The following is a 24,737-nucleotide window of genomic DNA, read 5'->3' as shown; positions in this document are numbered from 1 at the left end:
TGTCTTTTCGCCTCTTTTTTGTGGCTTTTGCGTGACGTTAGGAAGAAGAGGGGTTGCCGTGGCGTCTTTTTCCTGTTTTTTTGGCATGATATGCGCTTTGAGATTCTATAATAGCGGTTAAGGTTACTTTTTAAGTAAGGGATTTGGGTATGTCAGGAACATCGGGGATATGGTTTGTTTCGTCCGTTCACCCAGAGAAACAGCGCCTGTAAGAACTTCCTGCCTTTTTGATAAAAGGTGGTTATATACCCTTTCTTTCTTTATTTTTGGCCTTTGGGCACTTATTTTTGAAGCAAAACCTGTCTTTGCGCAAGAATTGGATTTATCCGAAATTGCGCAGGATCGCCCTTTTTCGCAAGTGGAAGACGATAAGGCCAGTTTAGAAGCCTCAGAAGGTATGGAGGAGCAAGAATCTCCATTAAAAACAAAGCCAACAGCACAAACTGAAATGCGTGTGAGCTTTACAGAAGCGGAACGTGAAAAACATCTGGCAGAACGTGCGCTTGAGCAGGCACGTCAACACCGTGTGACCTCAAAAGGCCTTTTGCTTCAGCAGTCGCAAGCACATCAGTACACTTACCGAAATCTTTCGGAGGTGGCTGGTGACCGTATGACGTTGCAGGACTCCACGCCAAGCGTCAACAATAGTGGCGCTGTGGTTGCGGCACAGTCGATGTCGTCTCAGAAAATTCCTCTCCCATGGGAAAGGGGAACAGATATTACCAATAATGGCGATATTATGCACCGTAGTAAAATGCTGGGGAGCATGTTTGGCGCACGCAATCTTTTAGATCATTTCGGGATTACATTTGGCTTGCTTGATATTGAGGAAGTCTGGGGAAATCCGTCAGGGGGAACGCCTTCTCAGGCGCAAGGATCACCTGCTTGGGGTGGTAATGGCCGAGGCGGCGGTGGACAAGGGGCATCTTATGATGCGGTGACGCTTTTATCGATGCAGGTGGATTTGCGTAAAACGCTGGGGCCCAAAATGGGATTATTTAATATCAGCGGTATGCAAATTCGGGGACGTTCTATCTCGCAGGATCATCTTTCTGTTTTTAACCCAATTTCAGGGCAGGAAGCAGACCGTTCTTTCAGATTGTTTGAATTATGGTATCAGCAGCCCTTTTTCCATAATGTGATGGATGTCCGTATCGGTGAGATGGATTTGGATAACGAATTTTTGATTAGCGCTTATGGCGGTTTGTACTTAAATGCGGATTTTGGCTGGCCCTTGATTCCTTCTGCGGATTTATATTCAGGCGGGCCGTCTTGGCCGTTGGCTTCTCCAGGGATTCGTTTCCGTTTCCGCCCTTCGGAACGCTTTACCTTTATGTTTGCTGCCTCAGACGATAATCCGCCAGGCAATCAGAACAGCGCTTTTGCGATTCAAAATGGGGGAAATACGGCTGATCCCACCAATCAGAATTATGGGAATTCTGCTTCGGGGACACGGTTTAATACGAATACAGGCGTCCTTTTGATGGAGGAATTGCAGTATTCTGTGACCTTCGGCAAACATCATGGTGGTCTGCCAGGTGTGTATAAGCTTGGGGGCTATTATGACACGGCAGATTATCCAAGCTTTTATAAGAATGCGATTGGCGAGCCGCTAGGCAATCCCCATGACAGCGCAGATGTGAATACCCCAGCATGGGTAAGGAGCAACTGGGCGGTTTACGGCATTATGGATCAGATGATTTGGCGCTCTAGGAGCAACCCTTACCAGTCTGTCGGTGTGTTTTTTAGAGGAATGGGAACGCAGGGCGATCGGAATTTGGTCACGTTTGCAGCCGATGCAGGGATTAACCTCAAAGCCCCGTTTCATAACCGTCCCAACGATACACTCGGTCTTGGCTGGGGAATTGGCGTGGCGGGAGACGGCGCACGACATTTTGATCGGGAAACAGGCACAATCCAGCAAACCGCTGAAGATCACATGGAATTGACCTATCAGGCCATGGTCACGCCATGGCTTAATATTCAGCCTGATTTTCAGTATATTTTCAGGCCGAGTGGCGGTGTGCAGGATTATGCTTATAACACGCTGAAAAGAGTCGGCGATGAAGCCATTTTAGGCGTTCACGCCGACATTCGGTTCTAGGGCTTTTGGCCTTTAAAACCGTCTTTTACGGAGCGGATTAGGCAGGAATACCAGCAGGCACCATTTTCTCAAATTTAAGATGCACAGTTCGGCTTTCTAAAAGCTGATGGCCGGGTGGCAACGCATCAAACTCTGTAATGAATCCGTTGACGTAAGTATAACGCCGTCCCAAAGAAGGGAGGGAGAAAACAAGGCCAAGCTGATAAGAGGTTCGCGCCTGTGCGCTCGCAGCGGTAATAACATCGAAAATCTCGAGTGAACTGCTGTTGGCGGAGAAGGTGAGCGTTAAAGAAACAGGCTCAGCCACATAACCGCGGTTGAGCTTGCCATCGATACTCATTTTACCGTCTGCGATTTTCCAGCGTTCGCCTTCCCATCCTTTGTCCGAAGCCCAGTTTTCGAGCTTCACAGGCGTGCCGAAAAGCGTCTCCACGGTTAAAAAGGCCGTTGCATTGGCCGAGGTAATAAGTCCATTTGACATAAATATATCCTAATAAAAAATGTAAAGTTAAAGTTGATAATTATTGAATTTCAATCGAAGGCAGATTGATGGTCTGCACGCATCCGCCATCACAATAGGCAAAGAGGCAGGCAGGGCTGCTGCGTTTCGCACGAATATCGGCTGTGGCAGCCGAGGCATTTGGGAGGAAATAATAGCCGTCATTAAATAATTCCGTGCTGATGTCCCGTCCAAATTTGCTTTTAAGAACACTGGCCTCACTGCTGCTGAGGCGAATACCCGGGCAGATAATGCCGAAATTCTTGCCAGCGGCAACAGGGTCTTGGATTGCGGCATTCATCATGCCATCACCGTCTGTGTTATAGGGAATCTGCCCCATCTGGGTGAGAAGCCCGACAAGCGCATTCTGCAAGGCAGCATTGAGCCAAATCTGGCAAATATAGCTGTCTGCCCAGTTGAACGCACCGCTGACAGCGCCAGAACGCAGGAGATTCCATCTTGCGCTGCGGTTGGCAAAGCCTGCATAGACATTGTAGCCGTTTGCCATAAGCGCCTCATAATCGCTTAAAGAACCGTCCATTGCTGAAATGACAGGAGAGGTGCGGTTGCCAAGGCTGGCACGCCCTTCCAAAAGATCCCAGTCAAGGGAGGCCATCCAGCCAAGGCAGAAAGCGGCCGCATTCGGGTCTTTGTAAATGACAGAAATCCCATCAAGATTCTGCTGAGACAGCCAAGCGCCGAAAGAGCCGTTATTGTCGGACAGGGTGAGCGCCTGCTCATCTGTATCCCAGATAACGCCCCAGTAATTATCCTGCTGGCCGCCGACCCATTGGACCATGGCCTGCTTTTCGGAAAGGGAAAGCTCCCAAGCCGTTGTAAAGCCTGCAAAATTCTGGAGCTGATTGGTAACCTGCCCCATCAGGGTTGCAGGATCGGAAGCAAGTGTTTTTGTTTTCTCATCTGGTGTTGGGGCAGCCTCTGCGCCGTAGAAATAGAGGAGAGAGGGAAGCTGGCTTGCGCCGACATAACCGCCGAAATAAGCAGCTGCCATCTGCGCCTCAACCGATTGCGCCCCAAAAACTTGGGCGACGGATTTTGCGTCCTCATAAGAGGCGACTTCACCGGCCTTGAGGGCCGTATTTTGTGTTAAAATTAACCCATTCATAAAAGGGTTGCTGGGCGCAGCGGCCAAAGAAGAAGGCACGATGCGCACAATTTGTGAAACAGGAATTGACATAGAATGTAAACCTTTAATTGTTAAATAAATGTAAATAAAGTGAGTTAAATTCTGAAATGAATGTAAGTAAAAAAATGTATTCTTCAGAATAAATTTAAGTAGAAAGAGTCGTTAAATGAATTTCAGAAAAACTGTCTTGATTTAACGTGATTTCGGTTAGAACATTGAGACGAAGCCCAACGCTCCAACGGTTTTCATATTGGTTTTCGGCGGTGGTTAAGACCTCCTGCACAGGATTATCAGAGGAGACAGGCGCACAAGACGGCAAGTTTTCGATAAAAAACTGACAGCAGGACAAATCCCGCCAAAGCGTTTTGAGGGTGGAAATCGCTTCACCAGACCCTTTCCCGACACAGGCAACCTGAATCGTGAAAAGAGAAGAGTCAGAAATGACCATTTTTTGATCTGGCGTATAGTGGCGGCCATTGGTCGCCAGCCTTTCTTTATTGCTGATAACCATCGTCACAAAACAATTAAGCGGTGGCGGGGACTGGTTTTGCTGGCCTTGAATGACATTAAAGCCATCGCCAAGAACAGCGGAAATCCAGTCGCCAACCGCTTGGTAAATTTCACTTTCACTGGGTGAAAGCGAAAGAAAGGGAACAGCACTGCTCACAGCGCTGTTTTCAGAAAGAGACATAAAGTCCTCCTTATGAAACAGAGTAAAGGGAGAAAAACGGAGAGAGGGAAAATGCGGTCAAAGATGCGATCAAGAAGAGTATCTTGAACGCTTTGTTAAGGCGTAGACGCAATGAGGGAGTGTCTTTAAAAGATACCTTTGACACGTGCGCTTGCCTAGTGGGGAAGGAAATGCCCCTCTTGACACGCCGTAAGTTTTTTAAATGGCAATATTTGGATTAAAAATATTGCTTGTTCGGTTAAGCGCTTGGGTGATGATTTGCTCAACTTCATGCGCAAAGGCAAGGGGGTCATCTGTGTGGGCATCATTGATAATAATATCGCCTGTGCGGATTTCCGTTAGCGGGCCAAGCGCTCTTTCCTTCTCTAAGAGCATGCTTTTCTGGAAGAAAGCATTCTTTTGCGCTGCGATCTGCGCCTTTTCATTTTGCCCGTTTTCTGCCTGCCGATAGAATTCGGCGACATTCTGGGGAGGGGCTTGCATCCCGGGGAGAAGTGGTGGCGCATTTAGGTTTATCTCTGCGGCTTTTTTGGCCGCTTCCGCCTGCTTTGCATGTTCGGCTTGCCGATTGTTCCACCATTTCCAAGCGCCATAAGTCGCAGCCCCCGCAGCGATGGGCAAGGCAAGCTCTGGCGCTAAAAGCGCTCCGAGGCCGAATTCTGCAATCGTGCCAGCACCAGCAGTTCCTCCTAGCACGGTAAGAAGACCATCGGCAGCGATGCCTCTGCCAACAAGTGAGCCTCCTGTTTTGGCAACATTAAAAAGAACACGTCTCGTGGCAGGTGATTTGGCAACATTGCCTAGTACTCGGAGAAGACTCCAGCCGCCACGCTTTTTAATCCCTGTTATCGCAGCTTTTTTAGCAAGATTTCCCCCTGTTTTTAGCTCCTCTTCGGCTTTTTCTGCCACTTGGGCAGCTTTAGAAGCCACATTGGTGCTGGTATTCGGCGCTTTAGGCGCACTCTTTGCAGCTTCGGCAGGGGCTTTTCCCTTTCCTTCAAAGAGTTCTTCTGCCCCCTCTTCAAGAGCCTCTTCGGCAAGTCCAGCCCCTTTTTTACCACGTAGAAAGGCCTTAAAACGCTTCCCCTGACCGAAAAGCGTAATCCCTGTACTTACAACAGTGGCCGCACTTAAACCCATAAGCGCAAGGCTTAGCGCAACAACCCCTGACTGAGGCCAGTATGTCGGGATGCGTTGCCTCAAGCTTGATAAGGGCCTCTTCCAGCGCCTGTAAATAGTCTGAAACCAGATTAAATTCGTCTTGACGGACTTTATCCGCTGCACTGCTGGTCTGTGCGCTGGTGAAAAGAAAATTGTGCGCACTGTCAAGCTCTTTTGATTTAGGAGCGTTATTTACAAAAGCTGCCTGTTGTTGGCTGATAGAATGGCCGTCCTTGAAATTGGTAAGACCAGCCCTTAAACCATCTGCCATTCCGACCTTTAACAGATTAAAAATTTTTTCTTGAGCCGCATTATCTTTTCCCTGCAAGCCATTTTGAAGTTGCTGTAAAAAATCTTTGGGAATAGAGCCATCGTCATTTATCAGATTTATATTTTTACCTAATAGTTTTTGAAGTGTATTAAATTCGCCATTGTCACTATTTTTGATTTCATGCAAACGCATAGCCAGTTGATCGGCTTCATCTTCTTGTCCGCCATTTGCTTTGGCAACTTGTCTGGCGGTGTAGAGGATCGTGGTGTCAATATGAACCGCATCGGCAATATTGCTAAGATGCACATTGTCAAAAGCTTTTTGTTGCTGTTCAGAGAAAAAAGAGCGTGCAAAATCTCTAAAGCTAGAAACGGCATCTTTAAACTTGTTGGCGGAGTCAACAAAATCTTTAAAAGGCGTGTCCTCTTTATCTGTATTCTTCGCAATTTTTTCTAAAAGCGCTACGATACCTTCATTCGGTTCAGAATTGGATTTGTTATTTTGTGTCATTTAGGGATTTCCTCATGAGAAATAAATTAAAATTGGGATTGGGAATTTTGCTCTTGGGAGCAGGGTGTTTTTCGGCAAGCGTGCAGGCAGAGCAAGCACAGCCAGAGGCACAAACACAGACAGAAACGTCGAGTGAATTGCCGTCCTTTTTGCCGAAAGATTATAAAGTGACAGACACTCTATGGGGGGATTGGGGGATTGAAATGAATACCAGACAATTTGATGGGCAGCCCCAATATCCAGAATTAGATTTTACCTCTGGAAAATCAAAGATGTCTTTTTGGCCGGATGTGGCTGGACGTGAGAAATGGGAAAGCGCACATAAAACGCCTTTTAAATTTAAAATGCAAGGCAGGGTGGATGTTCAGAAGATTAAAGGATTTTCTTGTCAGGGAGAAAATCCAAAACTTTGGTTTGATAATGGAGAATTTGTCTCTTTTATAGATACTTATCATGAATCTTGTAATCAGCCCGGTAGTGAACATGATGTTTTTGGCGTTGTACCTAGTGGCGGAGCAGCCGAGCTCAAAGATTGCGTTGAGCCAGTGGGACTGTATAAATTAGCTGATCTTGCCAGTAAGCATAAGCTCGTTGCGGTGACCCAAGGTAAGAATGTTTTACTGATAAAATCTGAAGATGAATCAGCGATTAAAACTTACCAAGATCAAGTCAATCCAAAATTACATCCTGGCTTTTTTGCGCAAGTGAAAAGATATTCTGACGCTACATAAAATAAATCCCCGTTAAGTTTTGAAACCTAACGGGGCGTTTTTCATGAGGAATAAACACAATATTTAGATTGTAGAAAAAATATACCTTTGGCACGCACGTTTGACTAGAGGGGAAGCTCTTTCCCCTCATGGAGAATTAAATGAGAAATAAATTGAAGTTAGGATTGGGAGTTTTGCTCTTGGGAGCAGGGTATTTTTCGGCAAGCGTACAGGCAGAGCAAGCACAGCCAGAGGCAGAAACACAGACAGAAACGTCTGATTCATTGCCGTCTTTTTTGCCGAAAGATTATAAAGTGACAGACACTCTATGGGGGGAATGGGTGTTTAAAATGGATACAGATCATTTTGATGGGCAGCCAGAATATCCTGATTTACGTTTTATATCTGGGGCATCATCGTTGTATTTCGCTCCGAGCTTATTTTTCACAAAATGGGAAGTTTCTCATAATGTGCCCTTTAAATTTAAGACAGAAGGGGGGGGGAGGCTTCGAAGATACAAATGGTTTCACCTGCCGAGGTGAAAATCTAAAACTTTGGTTTGACAATGGAGAATTTGTGCCAGTTGGAGAAGGTGCTTCGCCTAGTGGCTGTGAAGACCCAGCATATGAGCATGATTTTTCAGCTAGTGTACCTACTGGTAGAACAAATGGGGTTAAGCCTGTGGAAATGTATAAATTATCCAGTCTTATTAACAGCCATAAGCCTGTTGCCGTGACGCAAGGTAAAAATGTACTTCTGATAAAATCAGAAGATGAATCAGCAATTAAAACCTATCAAGATCAAGTAAATCCGAAATTGAATCCAGATTTTTTTGCAGAATTGAAGAAATTTTCTGACTCTCAAAAAAGCTTGTCCCTCTAAAGCCCAATAACGGTCTTTTTAGGATAGGCAGAACATTTCGATTATAGAAATAAAGATACCTTTGGCACGCACGTTTGGCTAGAGGGGAAGGAGCTTCCCCTCATGGAGTGAAAAATGAGGATTAAAAAAGAGGATGGAAACGGCTTTTCTTTGTTTTTGTAATAATTTGACAGTTTTGTCCCTTCTTTTGACGTGCCATTTGTGCTTGAGAAAGGGTCTCTGTTGCAAAGGCAAGTTGGAAACTCGTGGCCTTTATAAAATCTATATGCAGATTTAAAGCCACATTTTGAAGCTCCATAAAGGTGATTGGATCTTCAAGATCGCCTTCTAAAATTTTGCTGGGCTTTGCCAAAGGATTTTCAGGGTCACGTTTGATCTTGCAGCAGTCCAAAAGATTAAGAGAAGTTTGTTCAGAAATATTTGCATTGATGAAAGGAAGGAGGCGTTCAATGGCAGTTGCTTTCAGATTTGCTATGTTTATTTCAGGATTGCTTTCCCATCGAAAGGACTGCGCTTTGGCAAGGTCTTGCAGAACACGCACAGCCAATTTATCCGCTTTTAAAAGAGGCAGTCTGCTAATGACAAAGAGTTTGCCTTTGTCTTTACCTTTGTTAATTAAATATTCAATCGATTTGATCATTGTAAATATCCTTATAAATTGTAGATACGAAATCTATTTTAAAGAGAGGGAAATAAAAAAAAGTAAAAAAGTTAAATAATTTAAAATGAAAAAAATTATTTATTTTTATTGATTTAAGAGGTTGCTTTTAAAAAGAGGCGCTTACAGCGCCCCCTTTCTGTATTTCCTTATCTTGCTCTGTTATGCTGCGTTACGAGGTAGGCTTCCCAAAGATTGAGAAGGTCTTCACTATCATAAACGGTTTGCAGCTCATGCAATGTCGCTAACCTTGCGCCGAGAACATCGCCAAGAGGGCGGGAGAGATTTTCATAATCTACGCGTTTTATACGTTCTCCTTGCTGGCTTTTTCCTCTGGAATGAGTGCCGCCACGAAGAGGAAAGGTTGGTAAGCGGCGGCTTTTATAAAATCCACATGCAGACTCAAGGCCTTTTCCCGAAGATGGATAAAGGTCATGGGGTCTTCAATATCGACTTCTAAAATCTTGGTGGCTTCCACCAAAGGATTTCGGGGATCACGTTTGATCTTGCAGCAGGCCAAAAGATCCGCAAACGCTTTTTTGCGGTCTTTTGGATCTAAAGCGCCTAAGAGATCAATGGTCATGCCTTCTAAACTCGCCATCCCCATTTTTGAACCTGTGTCTCTGAGTTTACTTTCTGCCTTAGACAGAGCGTGAATAAGATCACTGGCCCATTCGTCCGCTTCAAAAGCGGACATTCTTGTGATGACAAAGACTTTGCCTTTGTCATCTCCTTCTTCAACTAAATATTCAATGGATTTTCTCATTGTAATTTTCCTTATAAATTGTAGGTCTAAAATCTGTTTTGAAAAGCGTCTCTTCAAAACTTGTAAAAAAATTAAGTCTAAGTTTGTTTTTTGAATAGTGGGGAAGGAAATGCACCCTCTTGACAGATTCGCAACTTGCTTTTTCGCTTTTAAAAGCGGTACGGTGAGGCGGAAATAACTTCTTTTGTGGAGCGTAAAATGGGGACAAGGTCAAAGGCGTTTTTGACAATGCTGTTTTTTGGGGCAGGCTGTGTTTCGGGTATGGCACAGGCGCAAACCGAAAGCGAAATCCCTCCTCTCCCTGCTGTGCCAGAGTTGCAGACGCAGGCAGATACGCCGGACAAAGCCAGCACACAAATCAGTACAGAGGCAAAGGCAGACTTAGACGCACCGCCAGAGGCTTCTCCCAAAACGCCCTTAAAAATTCCTTCTTTCTTGCCAGAATCCGCTAGCTTAGCGGATATTTTTAAGGGGGAATGGGCGGTTTCCTACCAAGATACAGGAAATTCCTTAATCTTTTTCGGTGGCAAAGACGATCAGCAAATGATCTCTCTGAGGGAGAACAAAGAACCGACAGTATGGGAAACAGAAAATCAGGACAAACAGGACGAATTTAAGCCCAAAATGACGGGAAAAGTCCTTTTGTCAGAGGAAAAGGATTTAAACGCCCAATCGCCGATGAAACTCTGGTTTGAGGACGGCTCTTTTGCCCTGATTGTACAGGATAAAAATTATAAACCCTTGCCGGGACTGCCAGCAAATCCAGATTATACAGGGGTTTTTGCCCTGAATGAAAAGAATGATGCGGCTACAAGACCGCTCATGGCCTATGCGCTGGCGGAAGCCCTAGCCCGTTCGAGACCTGTTGCCTTGACACAAGGAAATCTTGTGTTTCTGCTCGATTATGAAAAAGAAGCCCCCGTAAAAGAGTTTCAGGATATGCTAAGCCGAAAGAAATAACGGCTTTTCCCAGAATGTGACCTGCGCAAATGAGGAAAGAAAGCTTTCCTTTTTGCAGAGGTTTCGCTGTTAAATGGCAATATTGGGATTGAAAATATTGCTCGTCCTGTTAAGGGCGCTGGTAATGACAGCCTCCACCTGTTGTGCGAATTCAAACGTATCGTCTGTTTTCGCATCATAAATGTTAATATTCCCAATATAGGTCTCACTTTCCACTGGTCGGGAGGCCCCAGAATAGAGGGTCGCATTCATCAGTCTGACATCTTCTGGCCGTGTATCTGCGACCTTCTCATAAGATACAAAATGGTTTCCATAAGGGGCGGGATAGATTCCAGATTCCTGTGTTATAGGATTCATTTTAGGAACAAAAAAGTTATTTTGTGCCCTTGCTTCCCTTGGAAATCCAGGAAGAATGATAGGTGAAGCCCCTTTTGCGCTATAATTTTGACCTGTTGGTGAGGTACTGGTTAAGAAAACAGCGTTGCTAAGGGTAAATCCCTGATCTGCATTAGCATGAGGCGCATTGGCATTAGGATAGTTTGCAGAATTTTCGGGAAAATAGGCCACAGTTGCCAAAGGATTTGTTGTCTTGCCATTTTTGGCATTGAGATCGAATTGATCAAATTGATTCATCGGCATCAATGAAAATGCTGGAAACACAAATTTGAGCGCGGAATTGCCCACTGTTTTTGAAATTAGATAGAGAGCAGCAGCAGCTTCAATAGCTTGTTTGGTATCTATATGAGGCATATTAACATGAAGCATATTAATCGTATTTTTTATAGCTGTTTTTTCTCTTTCAAAATCGTCATGTAGTCTTTGGCCAAAATCATCAATTTCCTTTTTTGAGTCCGGATTTAGTCGGAGATGATTGAGGGGAAAAGGAAGATCTGAGTATGTCTTTCCCTTTTGTAGCTCTTCGAAACTCTCTACAAAACTTTTATACATTGTAGATCCTAGAAAAGAGCTTTTTCCCTCAGATGCATCCCCGTTTGCTATTTGTGGCCTATTTTTGTCACTTGGAACCGGAAGAGCCTTAACAGAAGGTGTAACAGGCGCAGAAGCGCTTGGTGGTGTACCTGTTGGCGGGTCTTTGTCATTTTTATGTTGATCATATAAAAGTTTAATGAGAAGGCCTAAGCGAATCATCAATTCAAAAACGCTTCCTGTTCTTTCGTTTTCTAGAATATTTTTAGAAAATTCGATGGCGTTGACTTCTCTGATAAATCCTTTGACCTTCTTTAAATTGTCAAAATCCTCCTTACTTTTCATTGACGTCAGCGCCGAGAGATTATTTTGCGTTTCTTTAAAAAGCGTATCGTTAGGGGTCGTTGTCTTGAAATGTTCCTGTTGCGTTTTTAAGGGCTCATCGCTGGTAATCATATTATAAATCCCAGAACCGGGCATGATACCAACCTGCTCTAACCCCGTTCGAAAATTTTTTTTCGAATGTTTTGTCCCCTTTATGGGCATGATAAGCATCTTGAAATTTTTGTAATGTGTCGCCAGAAACCCGTCCTTGTCCATCTTTATCGAATTTTTCTAATCCAAGATGTTTGGCAGCTCTTTCTGCTTCAGCTGGGTTTGTATCTACTTGTTTTTGTAAGTTTTGCCAGAAATGAACTGCTTCCCCAGCTACGCCACCTTTTGAAAGGGAAGCTTGCTCTGTTTGATAGAGTTCTTGCGCATTGAGATTGAGGGAGGTTGCAACAGATTGAAATTCTGAAAAAGGTTGTGTTTGTTTGATACGTTTTTGGAAATCAGACAGATCTGTTACGTAGCCCTTGATAGAATCTTTTATGAAATCTTCTAAGGCTCCAATTCCGAATCCGATAGCGTATGTTTGGACTGGTGAAGGCATGATAAAGTTCCTTAATAATTTAAGTTAAAAAAAGTTTCCACTAAGTGAAAAGGAGGGGTGAATGCAAAAAAAATCAGGTCTTTTTGCGGTTATTTTGGGACTGTCGCTTTTCCCCGTTATGGGACAAAGTGCAGAGCCTAAAATGATAAATTGCAAGCCCTTTCAGGACACAAAATATTTTGTTTGTGAGAAAGAAAATCTTGTAAAAAAGCCACTTTTTGTCCCTCCAAACACCACGCCTGTGGCGACGGTGAAGGGGGAGTGGAATCTTAAAATTGAGCCACCAGAGCGGCTTTCGCCATCTGTGCCCGATGTAATGTTTTCTTCCCATCGGGTAGAAATTCGATATTGGGTTGAATCAGGAGCTATGGCTGGTAAAAAAATAAAAGACCATACGCCAGAGCCTTTCAAATTAAGGGTTGTTCCTAATGTAGAAATAGGGCAGGAATATTTTCCCTGTTTCAGCGGGGCAGTAACGCTTTGGTTTGAAAACGGCCAATCTTTTATTGTATCAGATGTTAAAAATGATGACGGTAAAGATGGTTTTGATCGTGTTTGTCGTGGAGATCCAGATAATACAATGATTTCAGATATCTCTATTAACACACCTTATGCAGAAAAGCGTGATAGGGAGTATGAATTTGCAAAATTATTAATAAATCATCGCATTGTGGCCATAAGCTCTGGCAAAAGATCTATTCTGCTAGACTATCCCGAAGATGACCCCGCTGTTCAGAAATTTCGAGAGCTGATTCAGCCAGACGGCGATTTATATTACAACCTCAAATATTATCATGATTATGAGCTGAAAATTGAGCGTGAGGGCAAAGATTCCGAATGAAAATGCCGAGACTCCCACTCTTTTTTGCGGTTGTTTTGGGACTGTCACTTTTCCCCGTTATGGGGCAAAGTGCAGAGCCTAAAATGGTGGATTGTAAACCTCTGGATCAAACAGATTTTTATTTGTGTAAAAAAGAAAAAGTGCAGAAAAAAGCACTTTTTGTCCCCCCAAACACAACGCCTGTTGCGACGATAAAAGATGGGTGGCGTTTTAAAACAGATCCAGTAAACGGTGATTGGCCTGAGACCCCACGACTTCATTTTAATTCACATCGGGTGAGTATCTTTTTTTGGGTAGTACCAGGGGCTCTAGATGGAAGAAAGATAAAAGATCATTCATATGAGCCTTTTAAAATAAGAGTGCTGCCACGCTTAGAAATAGGGCAGGAATATTTTCCCTGTTTCAGTGGTGCGGTGACATTGTGGTTTGAAAATGGTCAATCCTTTGTGGTGGACGATATTAAAACTGATGATGGTAAAGATGGATTTGATAAGGCCTGTATAGGAGGTCAAGAAAATATTATGTTAACCCATGTTGCTGATAATTTTCCCTATGCGGAACGGCGTGATCGACAGCATGCGTTTGCAGAATTGGTGAGTAAGCATCGTATTGTTGCTGTTAGCTCGGGCAAAAGATCTATCCTGTTAGACTACCCAGCAGACGATCCAGCAATCCAGAAATTTCAGGAGATGATGCGTCCAGAGGGAAGCATGTATTACACCCTCAAATATAATCATGAAAATCTTCTGAAGATGAAACAGGAAGGAAAAGTTCCTTAATAATTTAAGTTAAAAAAAGTTTCCACTAAGTGAAAAGGAGGAGGTGAATGCAAAAAAAATCAGGTCTTTTTGCGGTTGTTTTGGGACTGTCGCTTTTCCCTGTTATGGGACAAAGTGCAGTCTTTTCTTTCTGTTAAGTAAAAAAAGAAGCGCCTATTTCGGCGCTTCTCCTAATTTTTAGAGGCTGTTATAGCGGTCCACGAGAAAAATTTCCCAAAGATCCCATAATTCCTCGCTGTCATAGATGGTTTTTAACTCTTCCAAGGTTGCCAATCCTGCCCCCACGACATTTCCAATGGGCAAAGAGAGATTTACGTAGCGGCAGGGCTTTCTTTTCCTTTGTTGTCCTCCGCTGCCATTGCCGCCACAATCGGAGAAATCAGCTCTGCGGCGGCCTTTAAAAAATCCACATGAAGCTCAAAGGCTTTGACATAAAGATTTTTAATGGTCTGAGGGTCTTCAATATCGACCTCCAAAATTTTGGTTGGCTCAACCAGCGGATTTCTGGCATCTCGTCTGATTTGACAGCATTCCCGCAAGAGCAGCAGCGCACGGTCAACATCCTCTTTGTGCATTGCGCCAAAAAGGGCAAAGCTGACATTGGCGAGGCTTCCCACCCCAAGGTCGATGGAAGAGGTTAGGAGTTTATTTCCAGCCGCAGCCAAGCCTCGGACAATGTCTCTGGCCCATTCATCGGCTGCGAAAGCGGACATGCGGGTAATGACAAAGAGTTTGCCTTTGTCAGCGCCCTCTTCAACAAGATATTCAGTGGATTTAAGCATTTTAATTTATCCTTAAAAATGTAATTTAAAATTATTTTAGTGAAAGAAAAGCCCAGCATGCCTATCGTTTAGGCGTGGGCCGAATCAAAGAGACGTTCTTCTTCGATCATGGGAAAAAGGTAAATCTGGCGCGCGCTTTTGCCTAGAGGGGAAAATGCTTCCCCATAGCACCATTTTTCCTTAGATTTCTGCGGTTAAAAAGGTTTTTTTAAGTCGCAAAATTTTTTAAAAAAGTGTTATTTTATCTTTTCAACCCCTCTTGAAGGGAGAAAAAACTTAGTGGTAACCTGACAGCTTCTTTATTTTTTATCCAAAAGGGGTTCTGCCAAGGCTTCTTTGGGCAGAGGAACAGGACAATGACACCGTATTCTCGCACTTTAACAGGTAAATTCTGTTTTTTTGGCTTTCTTTTTGTTTGTTTCAGTCTTTTCCTGCCACAGAAAAGCATTGCCGCCTTTGTGCCCGAAAGTGATCAGGCAATCGAAAATTTCAAAGGCAAGTGGCAGGTTATAGAGCGTCCAGAGCGTCCGCCTGTTTTAAAATTTACCAGCGGTGCAGAGAATGAGCTGGCCTTTGCCTTGGCGGATGCGCCTATGGCATGGGAATATCTCAATAAGGTCATCTATATGCCTCGGACGCTCGTCAATTTTGCGGTGAGCCGTAATTTGCTCGATTGTCCTGACGGGCCTTTAAAACTCTGGTTTGAGGATGGGGAATTTTTTGAATTGGGTAAAAATTCCTGTACCGAAGAGCGCCTTTATGCAACGGCACGGACAGGCGACCGGGTAGAGGACCGTTTTCGGGAAAACCACCTTTCGCAGATTTTAAGCAAGCATCTGATTGTCGCTATCAGCCAAGGTAAAAAAGCGCTGATTTTCCAGAGTGAAGATGAGATTGAGGTCGAAAAATATCAGAAAGAAACCGATCTTTCAGGCCATTCCGCTTTTACCAAAAGGATGCGTAAAAAATGGGATGCGGATTTGAAAAAACCTTATGGGAAAACAGAGGAAAAATAGATTTTCTTAAAAACATGATTTTGGGCATTTGAGGTGTAAAATGACAAAGGGAAAAAGAGGAATTACAGCATTTCTGGTCGGGATTTTTCTGCCCTTTCTCCTTTGCGCTGCGTGCGATCCTGCCGATTTGACGGTGGATTGCACAGCGCCCCAAGCGCCGCCCAATACAACCCTTGTTGCGAGTTTTGAAGGCAAGTGGAGTTTGGCAGAAATCACCGATGAAAGCGGTGAAAAAATCCCAAGTTTAACGTCAAAAATAGGTGATTATATCAATGCGGAAATGAATTTCACACCTCGGAATACGCCGCTTCCTTGGGAAATTCAGCATGGATCTGTTTTTCGTCCACGGATAAGGGCCAAAATTGCCTTTACTCCCAAAGTTTTCCAATGCAAGGGACTGCCTTTAATGCTTTGGTTTGAGGATGGGGAATCTCTAAGCCTCGGCAATTTCTCCTGTGTGGATGGACGGCTTTCCACAGGGACAGATGATACTGATCTTGCAGTGCAGGAACGGCGGGAACAAGATTTGGCAAAGCTCATAGTGGCGCATCATTTGACTGCCGTTACGCAGGGCCGGGCGGCGGTTACGATTGAGCATGATTCACAAGATGGCTATGTGAAATTCCAGCAGGAAATCAATCCTAGGAAGAATGCAGCTTATTTCAAGCGGGCGCATCAGAAATGGAATCAAACCTTAAAAAAAGGCACGCATGGTTTACAGCTTCATTTCGAAAGCTGATCCTCTTGTTTTATGTCCATTTCTTTTGAATTTATTTGTTTAATTAAAGAGGGGGAAGGATTTTGTCGGGTGAGGGTGACTTTGCACCAGTCTTCTTTTCCATCCCACGCTTCGTTCAGGCTGGTAATCAGCCATTCAGAGCCGTCTTTTAAAATCAGGCGGTCTCCGCCCACTTGGAGGGGGCGGTTGAGCGCATGGCAAACGCCTTTGAGATAGGCGCTTCGCATTTCGGCCTGCTGGCTGAGATTTTGGGAGAGTTGGAGCGAACCTGAATCAAGCTGCTGCAAATCTGCAAGAACGCTGTAATCTTCAAAAGCAGGCGTCAAGGCGTAATCAGCGCTTTTGGTACATCCAGCAGAAACACGTAAGGTTACTTTCTGCATGTGGTTGAGTCCATTAAGGAAACGGGAGGTACTGGCAAATAAACGGCACATTTTAAACGCATCTCCTTAAGGAAAAATTCTGGCAAAATGCGGTCTGCCGGGGAGGAGATGCATTTGGCGCAGGGGTAAAGTGGCCTGCCAGAAGCTTGCCCCGTAGGGCGTTTGGGCAAACCACCAGCCATTGCGGGGAATACCGCTCCCATCTGTGCTGAGGGAGACTGAGCCTCGGCTGGCGGAGGAAATACGTCCGACAAGTCCATTGGGCGCATTTTCAGCGTCTTGATCCGCCGTGAGGCCTAATTGCTCAAGATGGGCGGTTAAAAGCCATAAAAGCCGTTCACGCTGGGCGAGATTGCGTACAGGAGAGGCAGGCGTATTGTTTAAATAATCGCAGGCGCAGTTAAAATAAAATTCGGCCTGTGGATCGCTAAGGGATGAAAAAAGGGGGAAGGTTGCCTTCCACGCACTTGCGTCAAAAGAGAAACATCCGCTTTGATTTGAAGGGATTGTCATATAGAAAATTCTCTTAAAAAAATAAAAGGAAAAAAACTCAACAGAGCGACACGTTAGGAAGCCAGCTTTTTTGAAAATCAAGGTCTAAAAAAAAGAAAAATGGGTATAAAAGCGCTTGTGAAATTGTTATGGTTTCACCTGCCGTAGTCGCCTTTGAAAGATTGAAAAAAGCGCTGAATTACGGACTTTTTTACTCTAAATTAGAGGAGCGTTTTGTGGTGAAGCCAGTGGTCGTTAAACGGGATGGATGCCAGGTTTTATTTAATGAAATCCGTATCAGGGAAGCCGTCCAGCATGCTGCGGAAGCGGCAGGGATTGATGACCCTGATTATTGCGTCACTGTTGCAAGAGAAGTTGCCTCTCAATTAGAAGGTCAGAAAAAAGTCGATATTCGGGAGATTCAAGAAGCGGTTGAAAACCAGCTCATGGCAGGCCCATATAAAAAGCTTGCACGGGTTTATATTGAATACCGCCATGACAGAGATGTCGCCCGTGAACAGCGTGGGCGTTTAACGCAGGAAATTTCGGGCCTTTTGGAGCAGAATAATCCAGCTTTGCTCAATGAAAATGCGAATAAAGACAGTAAAGTCATTCCGACACAGCGTGATCTTCTTGCGGGTATTGTTGCGAAACATTACGCAAAACGGCATTTTTTGCCCCGGGATGTCGTTCTGGCGCATGAAAGAGGCGAAATTCACTACCATGATTTAGATTATTCGCCCTTTTTCCCGATGTTTAACTGCATGCTGATTGACCTGAAGGGCATGTTGACGCAGGGCTTTAAAATGGGAAATGCAGAGATTGAACCGCCACGCTCTATTTCCACCGCCACCGCTGTGACAGCGCAGATTATTGCGCAGGTCGCCAGTCATATTTATGGTGGGACAACGATTAACTGTATCGATGAGATTTTAGAGCCTTACGTTAAAATCAGCTATCAAAAACACAAACAGATTGCCCAAGAATGGGGGATTTCAGATGTCGAGGCCTATGCGCAGTCCCGTACGGAAAAAGAGTGCTATGACGCTTTCCAATCGCTGGAATATGAGGTCAATACGCTTCATACGGCCAACGGGCAAACGCCGTTTGTGACGTTTAGCTTTGGCCTTGGCACAAGCTGGGAGGCACGCCTGATTCAGCAGTCCATTCTTCGCAACCGTCTTGCAGGGCTTGGTAAAAATCATAAAACGGCTGTTTTCCCAAAATTAGTGTTTGTTATCCGTCAGGGGGTCAACCGTACCCACGGAGATGCGAACTATGATGTAAAGCAGTTGGCCTTAGAATGCGCCAGCAAGCGCATGTATCCTGATATTCTTAATTATGATCAGGTCGTGAAAGTGACAGGTTCATTTAAAACGCCGATGGGCTGCCGCAGTTTCCTCGGTGTTTATGAGGAAAATGGCGAGAAAATCCATGATGGGCGCAATAATCTCGGGGTGATTAGTGTGAATTTACCTCGGATTGCTCTGGAGGCCAAAGGCGATGAAAGCCGTTTTTGGGCGTTGCTGGACGATCGTCTGGAAATTGCGAAAAAGGCGTTGATGACCCGTATTGCCCGCTTAGAAGGGATTAAAGCCAGAGTTGCCCCCATTCTCTATATGGAAGGGGCGTGTGGTGTCCGTCTCAAAGCAGATGATGATATTTCGCAGATTTTCAAAAATGGCCGAGCCACGATCTCTTTGGGCTATATCGGCCTTCATGAGACAATCAATGCGCTTTTTGGCGGGAAAACACATATTTTTGATGATGAAGACTTGCGGAAAAAGGGCGTGGAAATTGTCGCACGTTTGAGAAAGGCGACAGATGACTGGAAAAAAGAAACAGGCTATGGCTTCAGCCTATACAGCACGCCAAGCGAAAATCTCTGCGACCGTTTCTGCCGTTTGGACGTTGCGGAATTTGGCCTGATTTCAGGGGTAACCGATAAGGGCTATTACACAAACAGTTTTCACCTTGATGTTGAGAAAAAGGTGAATCCTTATGATAAAATTGATTTTGAAGCGCCATATCCTTCCCTCGCAACAGGGGGATTTATTTGCTACGGCGAATATCCAAATATCCAGCATAATCTCAAATCCCTAGAGGATGTCTGGGATTACAGCTATGGCTCTGTGCCTTATTACGGCACGAATACTCCGATTGATGAATGTTATGAATGCGGTTTTTCGGGGGAATTTGAATGCACGAGCAAAGGCTTTACCTGTCCAAAATGTGGCAATCATGATTCTGCCAAGGTGTCTGTGACACGCCGTGTTTGCGGGTATCTGGGCAGTCCTGACGCACGCCCCTTTAATGCTGGCAAGCAGGAAGAGGTGAAACGCCGTGTGAAACATTTGGACAATGGCCAGCTTGGCTAGGAAGGGTTTTTGTTAAACAGGCTTTGAGGGGAGGCGCATGAATTATCACAAATATTACCCTGTCGATGTTGTGAATGGAGAGGGGACGCGCTGTACCCTTTTTGTGGCGGGCTGTGAGCATAAATGCCGAGGCTGTTATAATAAAACCACTTGGAAGCCAGATTCTGGCCTGCCTTTCACCCAAGAGATTGAGGATCGCATTCTGACGGATTTGAAAGATCAGCGGATTAAACGCCAAGGACTTTCTTTGTCAGGGGGAGACCCTCTTCACCCGCACAACGTGCCTGCAATTTTAAAGCTGGTGAAACGGGTTAAAACAGAATGCCCTTCTAAGGATGTTTGGCTTTGGACGGGATACACAAAGGAAAATTTAACGGCAGCACAGGCAGAGATTCTTGATTTTATAGATGTTTTAATTGATGGGAAATTTGTCGAGGAACTCAAAGACCCAGCCCTGTTCTGGCGAGGCAGCAGCAATCAAGTCATTCATCGGCTAAGCTAGCAGGTAGAAAAGCTTTATACTGCTTCCCTTTCCTCTTTCATTTTTTGCTCAATCTCTTTTTTGAGAAAAGTGCATATATCTTCAAAATATTGGAGGGTGGGTACATCGTCATATTCGTAGAGTTTTCCGTCATTAATTTCATTTAAAAATTGATCAGGATTGATTTTCCCTTTTCGAAAAAGGGGCAGAAGTTTTTTAAGCTCTGAAAGTGTTTTCTGAGAGGTTTTGAGAGTGTAATCAGAGACATAATTGGCAATGATTTCTTTAAGTGTATCACCAAAAAGCTCAAAATCTTGTCCAACTTGAACTTCTAAAAAATCTGTAAGGTTAGGACAAATCTTTTCCCAGTGTTCCCATGGTTCTTTTGTCATTTTAGTTTCTTTTGTGGTTAATTAAATCATTTTGGATAGCCTGTTAAAATATGGAATTGTTCAGGCATTTTAGGGTTTCGTTTTAGAATAAAAGTAGCGTTCGATTTCTCCTCAACCCCTTTGGTATTTGGTTTAACGCTAATGCCAATTTTTTTTATGCATTTTGACCTCCAGTTTAAGTCTTTCTTTTCCTTTCGGATTAAGAAGCCATTGCCGAATGGTTTTTTCATTGTCTTTAAGCGCTTTATCGATTGTTTCTTTCATGAGTTGGGTGCTTGAAAAGCAAGAGGAAGCTCTTGGCGGTTTTGGTTCGTGAAAGCGTTCTCGCAGTTTTTCTGGACTTCTGGGAGAATGGTGTCGAAGCATATGCCCACCTGCGGCCTCATGTTCTTCTAAGGAAGAGCTTAGGCGTATTTCTCCCATAGCGGAAGTTTTTTGAGCAGGGGGTTTTCGGCCTTACGGCTTTTTTGCGCCGTTTTGGTTGCGACTTTACCCTCTTCTGTTTTTCCAACTTGCTTTTTAAGTAGATTTTGAGAGGAAAGCTCTTTAGAAAGATTTTTGAAAGAGAGATGCTCTGCACCAGCAAGGGCTTCATGCGGCGCATTTTTCCCTAAAAAGCGGCTTAAATCAAACAAAGCCTCTTTCGTCAGGGTATATATTTTGCCAGAATTTTTAAAGAGAAGCTTGGACGCACTACTCGGCGTCACAGAAGTTGCAATGTCAAAGGGTAAGTCCCACGGTTCGATGGCATCTGGTGCAGGATTTGCCCGCCATCTTTCCTGTCTCTCTTTTTCGATTTTCTCAGGATCATGCTTATTTTTTGGCGCAGGCGCTTTTTTAGAAACGGCCTGTTGTGCTGTTGTGGTTGCGTTTTCTTTCCATTCTCCGCCTTCGGGTGTTCCGGCAGGCGCTCTGGGCTGGTCGGGATTATAATTATTGTCGTCTTGGGCGAGAGGACGGTCGGCAAAGCGGGAGGCATCGGCGTTTGAGGCCGCTTCCAGCTTTTGGAAATAAAGTCTTTCTTGGGAGCAATCCCATGCGCCGTTAAAAACAGCCTCTGAAGAGGGGCTTTTTAAAGGAAAAAGCTTCGAATAGTGGTCGCACCATACGCTCCATGCGCCTTGAGAATATTTTGAAAGCGCTGATAATCTTTGAAAAAAAGAAAAGGAGAATTTTCAAATTCTCTTTGCGCTTTTGTAGGCGTATTGCTTTTTGAAAAAAGCTTTTCGGGCAGTGGGCAAAAGAAGACTTATCCGCAAATATCAAAGACAAAGACGCCTGCATAGAACTCCTTGGTAAATGGGGCATTGAATTTTGCGAATTGGAAGCCCTGCGGAAAGCCTCATATAACAGCGCCAAGAGTTTTATAAGCCGTGAGATTGATAATTACAGGCTACCTCATGCGACCTATGCGGAAGACTTTCCAAGGCGTTGCGTTTTGATTGGAACAAGCAATGAAGATGAGTTTTTAAAAGACCCAACAGGAAACAGACGCTTCATGCCAATTCAGATAAGCAAGCCTCTAAATTATAAATGGTTAGAGGTAAATAGAGACCAGCTTTGGGCGGAAGCTTTTGCAATCTTTCAGGAAAATCCTGCTTTTGAAACATGGGAACCAGCTTATCTTAAAGAGGAGATAGAGAAGTTAAGAGATGCGGTACAAATAAAGGACGTTCTCCAAGAGCGGACGATAGATGCCCTGAATAAAGGACTTCATAACTATCTTAAAAATACAATCTGGGAAGGCAGAAAAGAGTTTCCGCTTTACATTCTGGCCGAAGCGCTGGGCTATCGAAATCCAGACAAGAAAATACAGATACGCCTAATCATTATTCTTAAATCAATAGGGTACAGATGTTTCCAAGAGCGGATAAATGGGAAGGTTGTTAGATTTTGGCGGAAAGATTGAGTGCATGCTTGATAGGAAATAATAAATGCTTTTTGATAAGATAAACAAAACGCCCAGATCCATTCGGAAAAGGGCGTTTTTTTATGGGCATCTAAATGTATAGGGAGAAAAAAGGGCAGAATACAAACCAAAATTCTGGCTATTCTCTCTCTTTTTTCATTTCTTTTTCAAGCGCCTCTTTGGCTTCAAGGCATCTCTGAGACTGTTCTTCCAGCGCTTTTAAAATATCCTCTGTCCAACCAACTGGGGAAGGCCTTGCGCCTCTTACAACGTCCCTAATTCTGCTTGATTGAAGACCTAAGATAGATGCAAGCGGTGACTTCCAGCGTTCCTTACCAAAAAGCGCCTGTCCTGCAATTTCTAAGCCTTTAGGCGTTAAACGTTCATCTTCTAAATACATCTTACCCCCTAAAGTAAATAATCAGGAAAGCGATAATCAGCCCTAATCCAATGAAGAAAAGCAGGCCTTTTGCGCTGTTATTTGTCCAATCAAGAAAATTCTCAATCTTTTTCATGTCTCATCTCCCAAAAGTGGGGAGAGGTTTTAATCCCTCCCCTGAAAATTCTTACTTGAAAAATTTATCGTAGATTGTGATTAACCCGCCGACCAATCCGACCAGTTCTACAATCCATTTAAATATTTTAAGAGAAGTTTTCATTTTGTGTCTCCATTAGTCATTTACAAAGTCGCTAATTCGTCTTTGTAACTATTTTATAGCGTCTTTTTTCTAAAAAAACAACAGAAAAAGCCTCTTTAATTGAGAAAGCTGTTTATTTTTTGCCTTGTTAATCGCAAAAATTTTAGAGGGAGTTATTTGCCTAACTCTCTTTAAGATCTTTGCTATAATTTGCTTTAATGATTTACACTTTAAAATAAGGTTAGTTCTGGTTTTAAATTCTGTTTTTTTGATGTTTTTTGAGCATTTTTTAAGTTTCATTAAAAATAATAAGAGACATTTAATGCAACATTTTATTTTTAGATATTCTAAATATATGCAGAAAACAGGGATTTTTTAAAAATAAAATGGTTCTGAAATAGAGCCAGAACTTTGATGAGTTTGCCCCATGAAGGGTTACACGCTGGAGCGCACGCATGGGATTTAAGACGAGCTTTTGGCTTTTATTAGCAGCGGATTGGCTCTGTGCTTCCCCCCTCTGGAAAAAGGGAGAGAATAATGCCGCTTGGCAGACGGCAGAAAACAGTGATTTTATCGCTCATTTTTTAAATCCCCATCATGATGGCGCAGGCCATTCGGCGCTTCCAGACAGTGCCCCAGCTCGCCTGTGAGTATTTCTGGCGGAAATAGGTGGAATAAGCCTCTAGGCGGTGCGCAATGAGCTTATCGACAAAATTAGGTCTGAACAGAGCGAACCCCGTCAATTTCCTCTGCAAAAAGCATGGTAAAGCGTGTTTTATTATAACCGCCTGACATTTCAATCCCAGCTTCTGGCAGGAATTTAATCTGCATGTTGGGATAGGCTTTGCTAATCATTTCCTCAAGGGTAATGCCAAAAGAGTTCGTATAGGTTAAAACCTGTGAAAGTTCAGAAGGCAAGACAAGCGTCAGGCTGGAATTATTATCGATATTGCCCATCATCTGAATGTTTAACTGCTTAAACAAGGCAGGAATATCGGTATAAATCGCCGTTGGATCTTCGGTAGCGTCCCAAGAGCTCACCGTTGCGCCATTCGTGCCAGCTTTTGGATTAGGCTGGATCGCAGGCTGCAGAGAAGGATCGTTTAAAGCCCCATAATTCTGTAAACCAGAAACGGCATAGAGATTGATAAGATTTCCACGCTTGTTCAGGCTCATTGCCGCAGAAAGGCGCAGCTCATTAACGAGCTGAATCTGTCCAGCGGCCATGAGGGAGGTTTCCAAATCGCCATATTTGACCCAAGTTTGATAGGGGAAATACTGGCGGTTGATCCAGTTGGCATTTGCGCCGCTGTCACCGTTCTGTGAAAAATCGCCATAGGCAGCCGTTGTGCCTGCATTTTCTAAAACAGGAAAGAGATAATTGCGTGTGGTGCGGTCGCCTCGGATTTCAGCCCCGAAAATCTCTTCGGATTTTGTAGGCGCAATGAGGGAGTGGATAACCTGCGGATCAATTTCGGTTGTAACAACCGCAGGCACACCGCTGGAAGCTCCTGTAAGAGGCTGAAACGTAGGATCGGCATCCATGCCGAGGGCGCTTCTTTCATTGGAGAAACGCTTTGTATCCGAAAGTTTGATGCCATATTTACGCTGTAAAATAGGATAGTCTTTCTGGAAATTTGCAAGATTGAGATTAAAATTTTTAGTCATTTTTGAAGTATCTTTTAGT

The 24,737-nt window shown here is 44.0% G+C and carries 30 protein-coding genes; 14 read left to right on the top strand and 16 right to left on the bottom strand.

Annotated elements, in window-relative coordinates:
• Positions 1-169: 169 nt before the first annotated feature.
• Complete coding sequence (locus FAI40_04625) at positions 170-2,104, top strand: carbohydrate porin (GenBank protein QCE34692.1); 1,935 nt, start codon at positions 170-172, stop codon at positions 2,102-2,104.
• A 37-nt stretch (positions 2,105-2,141) separates the two neighbouring features.
• Here FAI40_04625 and FAI40_04620 read toward each other — a convergent pair whose 3' ends face one another.
• The 4 genes from FAI40_04620 to FAI40_04605 form a co-directional block, all read right to left on the bottom strand.
• Complete coding sequence (locus tag FAI40_04620; GenBank protein ID QCE34691.1) at positions 2,142-2,585, bottom strand: hypothetical protein; 444 nt, start codon at positions 2,583-2,585, stop codon at positions 2,142-2,144.
• Positions 2,586-2,625: 40 nt separating this feature from the next.
• A complete protein-coding gene (locus FAI40_04615; protein QCE34690.1) occupies positions 2,626-3,801 on the bottom strand; it encodes a DUF3383 domain-containing protein in 1,176 nt (391 codons plus the stop codon).
• Between the two features lie 94 nt (positions 3,802-3,895).
• Positions 3,896-4,441, bottom strand: a complete 546-nt coding sequence (locus FAI40_04610) for a hypothetical protein (GenBank protein ID QCE34689.1) — start codon at positions 4,439-4,441, stop codon at positions 3,896-3,898.
• Between the two features lie 198 nt (positions 4,442-4,639).
• Positions 4,640-5,644 carry a hypothetical protein gene (locus tag FAI40_04605; GenBank protein ID QCE34688.1) on the bottom strand — a complete coding sequence of 335 codons (1,005 nt, stop codon included), beginning with the start codon at positions 5,642-5,644 and terminating at the stop codon, positions 4,640-4,642.
• Between the two features lie 753 nt (positions 5,645-6,397).
• On the opposite strand from FAI40_04605, the gene FAI40_04600 reads away from it, so the two are divergent.
• The 3 genes from FAI40_04600 to FAI40_04590 all read left to right on the top strand — a co-directional run bounded on the left by FAI40_04600 (position 6,398) and on the right by FAI40_04590 (position 7,975).
• The gene (locus FAI40_04600; GenBank protein ID QCE34687.1) at positions 6,398-7,114 is read left to right on the top strand and encodes a hypothetical protein; all 717 of its coding nucleotides are present in this window, start codon (positions 6,398-6,400) and stop codon (positions 7,112-7,114) included.
• Positions 7,115-7,254: 140 nt separating this feature from the next.
• Positions 7,255-7,635 (top strand): hypothetical protein, encoded by a 381-nt coding sequence (locus tag FAI40_04595; protein ID QCE34686.1) that lies wholly within the window; start codon positions 7,255-7,257, stop codon positions 7,633-7,635.
• 34 nt (positions 7,636-7,669) lie between these two features.
• Positions 7,670-7,975, top strand: coding sequence for a hypothetical protein (locus tag FAI40_04590; GenBank protein QCE34685.1), 306 nt, complete (start codon positions 7,670-7,672; stop codon positions 7,973-7,975).
• 121 nt (positions 7,976-8,096) lie between these two features.
• Here FAI40_04590 and FAI40_04585 read toward each other — a convergent pair whose 3' ends face one another.
• Together FAI40_04585 and FAI40_04580 are read right to left on the bottom strand one after the other, a co-directional pair.
• The gene (locus FAI40_04585; GenBank protein QCE34684.1) at positions 8,097-8,615 is read right to left on the bottom strand and encodes a hypothetical protein; all 519 of its coding nucleotides are present in this window, start codon (positions 8,613-8,615) and stop codon (positions 8,097-8,099) included.
• Positions 8,616-8,937: 322 nt separating this feature from the next.
• Entirely contained in the window at positions 8,938-9,399 is a 462-nt protein-coding gene (locus tag FAI40_04580; GenBank protein QCE34683.1) for a hypothetical protein, read from the bottom strand.
• Between the two features lie 198 nt (positions 9,400-9,597).
• Between FAI40_04580 and FAI40_04575 the strand changes: the two genes are divergently transcribed.
• Complete coding sequence (locus FAI40_04575; protein ID QCE34682.1) at positions 9,598-10,359, top strand: hypothetical protein; 762 nt, start codon at positions 9,598-9,600, stop codon at positions 10,357-10,359.
• 69 nt (positions 10,360-10,428) lie between these two features.
• Here the strand turns inward: FAI40_04575 and FAI40_04570 are convergent, their stop codons facing one another.
• Together FAI40_04570 and FAI40_04565 are read right to left on the bottom strand one after the other, a co-directional pair.
• A complete protein-coding gene (locus FAI40_04570; protein ID QCE34681.1) occupies positions 10,429-11,766 on the bottom strand; it encodes a hypothetical protein in 1,338 nt (445 codons plus the stop codon).
• Positions 11,744-12,220, bottom strand: coding sequence for a hypothetical protein (locus tag FAI40_04565; GenBank protein ID QCE34680.1), 477 nt, complete (start codon positions 12,218-12,220; stop codon positions 11,744-11,746). The genes FAI40_04570 and FAI40_04565 overlap by 23 nt, the downstream gene beginning before the upstream one ends.
• A 61-nt stretch (positions 12,221-12,281) precedes the next feature.
• Between FAI40_04565 and FAI40_04560 the strand changes: the two genes are divergently transcribed.
• Both FAI40_04560 and FAI40_04555 read left to right on the top strand, forming a co-directional pair.
• A complete protein-coding gene (locus FAI40_04560; GenBank protein ID QCE34679.1) occupies positions 12,282-13,061 on the top strand; it encodes a hypothetical protein in 780 nt (259 codons plus the stop codon).
• A gap of 2 nt (positions 13,062-13,063) precedes the next feature.
• Positions 13,064-13,840, top strand: coding sequence for a hypothetical protein (locus tag FAI40_04555; GenBank protein ID QCE34678.1), 777 nt, complete (start codon positions 13,064-13,066; stop codon positions 13,838-13,840).
• A 311-nt stretch (positions 13,841-14,151) separates the two neighbouring features.
• On the opposite strand, the gene FAI40_04550 is transcribed toward FAI40_04555, so the two are convergent.
• Positions 14,152-14,622 (bottom strand): hypothetical protein, encoded by a 471-nt coding sequence (locus FAI40_04550; protein ID QCE34677.1) that lies wholly within the window; start codon positions 14,620-14,622, stop codon positions 14,152-14,154.
• Positions 14,623-14,978: 356 nt separating this feature from the next.
• On the opposite strand from FAI40_04550, the gene FAI40_04545 reads away from it, so the two are divergent.
• Together FAI40_04545 and FAI40_04540 are read left to right on the top strand one after the other, a co-directional pair.
• Positions 14,979-15,638 (top strand): hypothetical protein, encoded by a 660-nt coding sequence (locus FAI40_04545; GenBank protein ID QCE34676.1) that lies wholly within the window; start codon positions 14,979-14,981, stop codon positions 15,636-15,638.
• Positions 15,639-15,678: 40 nt separating this feature from the next.
• Positions 15,679-16,377: a hypothetical protein gene (locus FAI40_04540; protein QCE34675.1), complete on the top strand. Its 699-nt coding sequence runs from the start codon at positions 15,679-15,681 to the stop codon at positions 16,375-16,377.
• Here the strand turns inward: FAI40_04540 and FAI40_04535 are convergent.
• Positions 16,362-16,811: a hypothetical protein gene (locus FAI40_04535; GenBank protein ID QCE34674.1), complete on the bottom strand. Its 450-nt coding sequence runs from the start codon at positions 16,809-16,811 to the stop codon at positions 16,362-16,364. The genes FAI40_04540 and FAI40_04535 overlap by 16 nt on opposite strands.
• 15 nt (positions 16,812-16,826) lie before the next feature.
• Entirely contained in the window at positions 16,827-17,273 is a 447-nt protein-coding gene (locus tag FAI40_04530; protein ID QCE34673.1) for a DUF4054 domain-containing protein, read from the bottom strand.
• A 218-nt stretch (positions 17,274-17,491) separates the two neighbouring features.
• Between FAI40_04530 and nrdD the strand changes: the two genes are divergently transcribed.
• Positions 17,492-19,630, top strand: coding sequence for an anaerobic ribonucleoside-triphosphate reductase (gene nrdD, locus FAI40_04525; GenBank protein QCE35744.1), 2,139 nt, complete (start codon positions 17,492-17,494; stop codon positions 19,628-19,630).
• A gap of 37 nt (positions 19,631-19,667) precedes the next feature.
• Positions 19,668-20,132, top strand: coding sequence for an anaerobic ribonucleoside-triphosphate reductase-activating protein (nrdG, locus tag FAI40_04520; protein QCE34672.1), 465 nt, complete (start codon positions 19,668-19,670; stop codon positions 20,130-20,132).
• A 14-nt stretch (positions 20,133-20,146) separates the two neighbouring features.
• On the opposite strand, the gene FAI40_04515 is transcribed toward nrdG, so the two are convergent.
• The 3 genes from FAI40_04515 to FAI40_04505 all read right to left on the bottom strand — a co-directional run bounded on the left by FAI40_04515 (position 20,147) and on the right by FAI40_04505 (position 21,138).
• Positions 20,147-20,503 carry a hypothetical protein gene (locus FAI40_04515; GenBank protein ID QCE34671.1) on the bottom strand — a complete coding sequence of 119 codons (357 nt, stop codon included), beginning with the start codon at positions 20,501-20,503 and terminating at the stop codon, positions 20,147-20,149.
• 138 nt (positions 20,504-20,641) lie between these two features.
• Positions 20,642-20,926, bottom strand: a complete 285-nt coding sequence (locus FAI40_04510) for a hypothetical protein (GenBank protein ID QCE34670.1) — start codon at positions 20,924-20,926, stop codon at positions 20,642-20,644.
• Positions 20,908-21,138: a hypothetical protein gene (locus FAI40_04505; protein QCE34669.1), complete on the bottom strand. Its 231-nt coding sequence runs from the start codon at positions 21,136-21,138 to the stop codon at positions 20,908-20,910. Before FAI40_04505 ends, FAI40_04510 begins: the two co-directional genes overlap by 19 nt.
• Before the next feature lie 49 nt (positions 21,139-21,187).
• On the opposite strand from FAI40_04505, the gene FAI40_04500 reads away from it, so the two are divergent.
• Entirely contained in the window at positions 21,188-21,436 is a 249-nt protein-coding gene (locus FAI40_04500) for a hypothetical protein (protein QCE34668.1), read from the top strand.
• 328 nt (positions 21,437-21,764) lie between these two features.
• On the top strand, positions 21,765-22,412 hold the full coding sequence (locus FAI40_04495; protein QCE34667.1) for a hypothetical protein: 648 nt from the start codon (positions 21,765-21,767) through the stop codon (positions 22,410-22,412).
• 139 nt (positions 22,413-22,551) lie between these two features.
• Here FAI40_04495 and FAI40_04490 read toward each other — a convergent pair whose 3' ends face one another.
• Complete coding sequence (locus tag FAI40_04490; GenBank protein QCE34666.1) at positions 22,552-22,812, bottom strand: hypothetical protein; 261 nt, start codon at positions 22,810-22,812, stop codon at positions 22,552-22,554.
• Positions 22,813-23,505: 693 nt separating this feature from the next.
• Between FAI40_04490 and FAI40_04485 the strand changes: the two genes are divergently transcribed.
• Positions 23,506-23,700 (top strand): hypothetical protein, encoded by a 195-nt coding sequence (locus FAI40_04485; GenBank protein ID QCE34665.1) that lies wholly within the window; start codon positions 23,506-23,508, stop codon positions 23,698-23,700.
• Between the two features lie 64 nt (positions 23,701-23,764).
• Here the strand turns inward: FAI40_04485 and FAI40_04480 are convergent, their stop codons facing one another.
• Positions 23,765-24,718 (bottom strand): hypothetical protein, encoded by a 954-nt coding sequence (locus tag FAI40_04480; protein ID QCE34664.1) that lies wholly within the window; start codon positions 24,716-24,718, stop codon positions 23,765-23,767.
• Positions 24,719-24,737: the final 19 nt, after the last annotated feature.

Source organism: Acetobacteraceae bacterium (assembly GCA_004843345.1).
Taxonomy (GTDB): Bacteria; Pseudomonadota; Alphaproteobacteria; order Acetobacterales; family Acetobacteraceae.
This window is presented reverse-complemented; position numbering and strand designations above follow the sequence as displayed.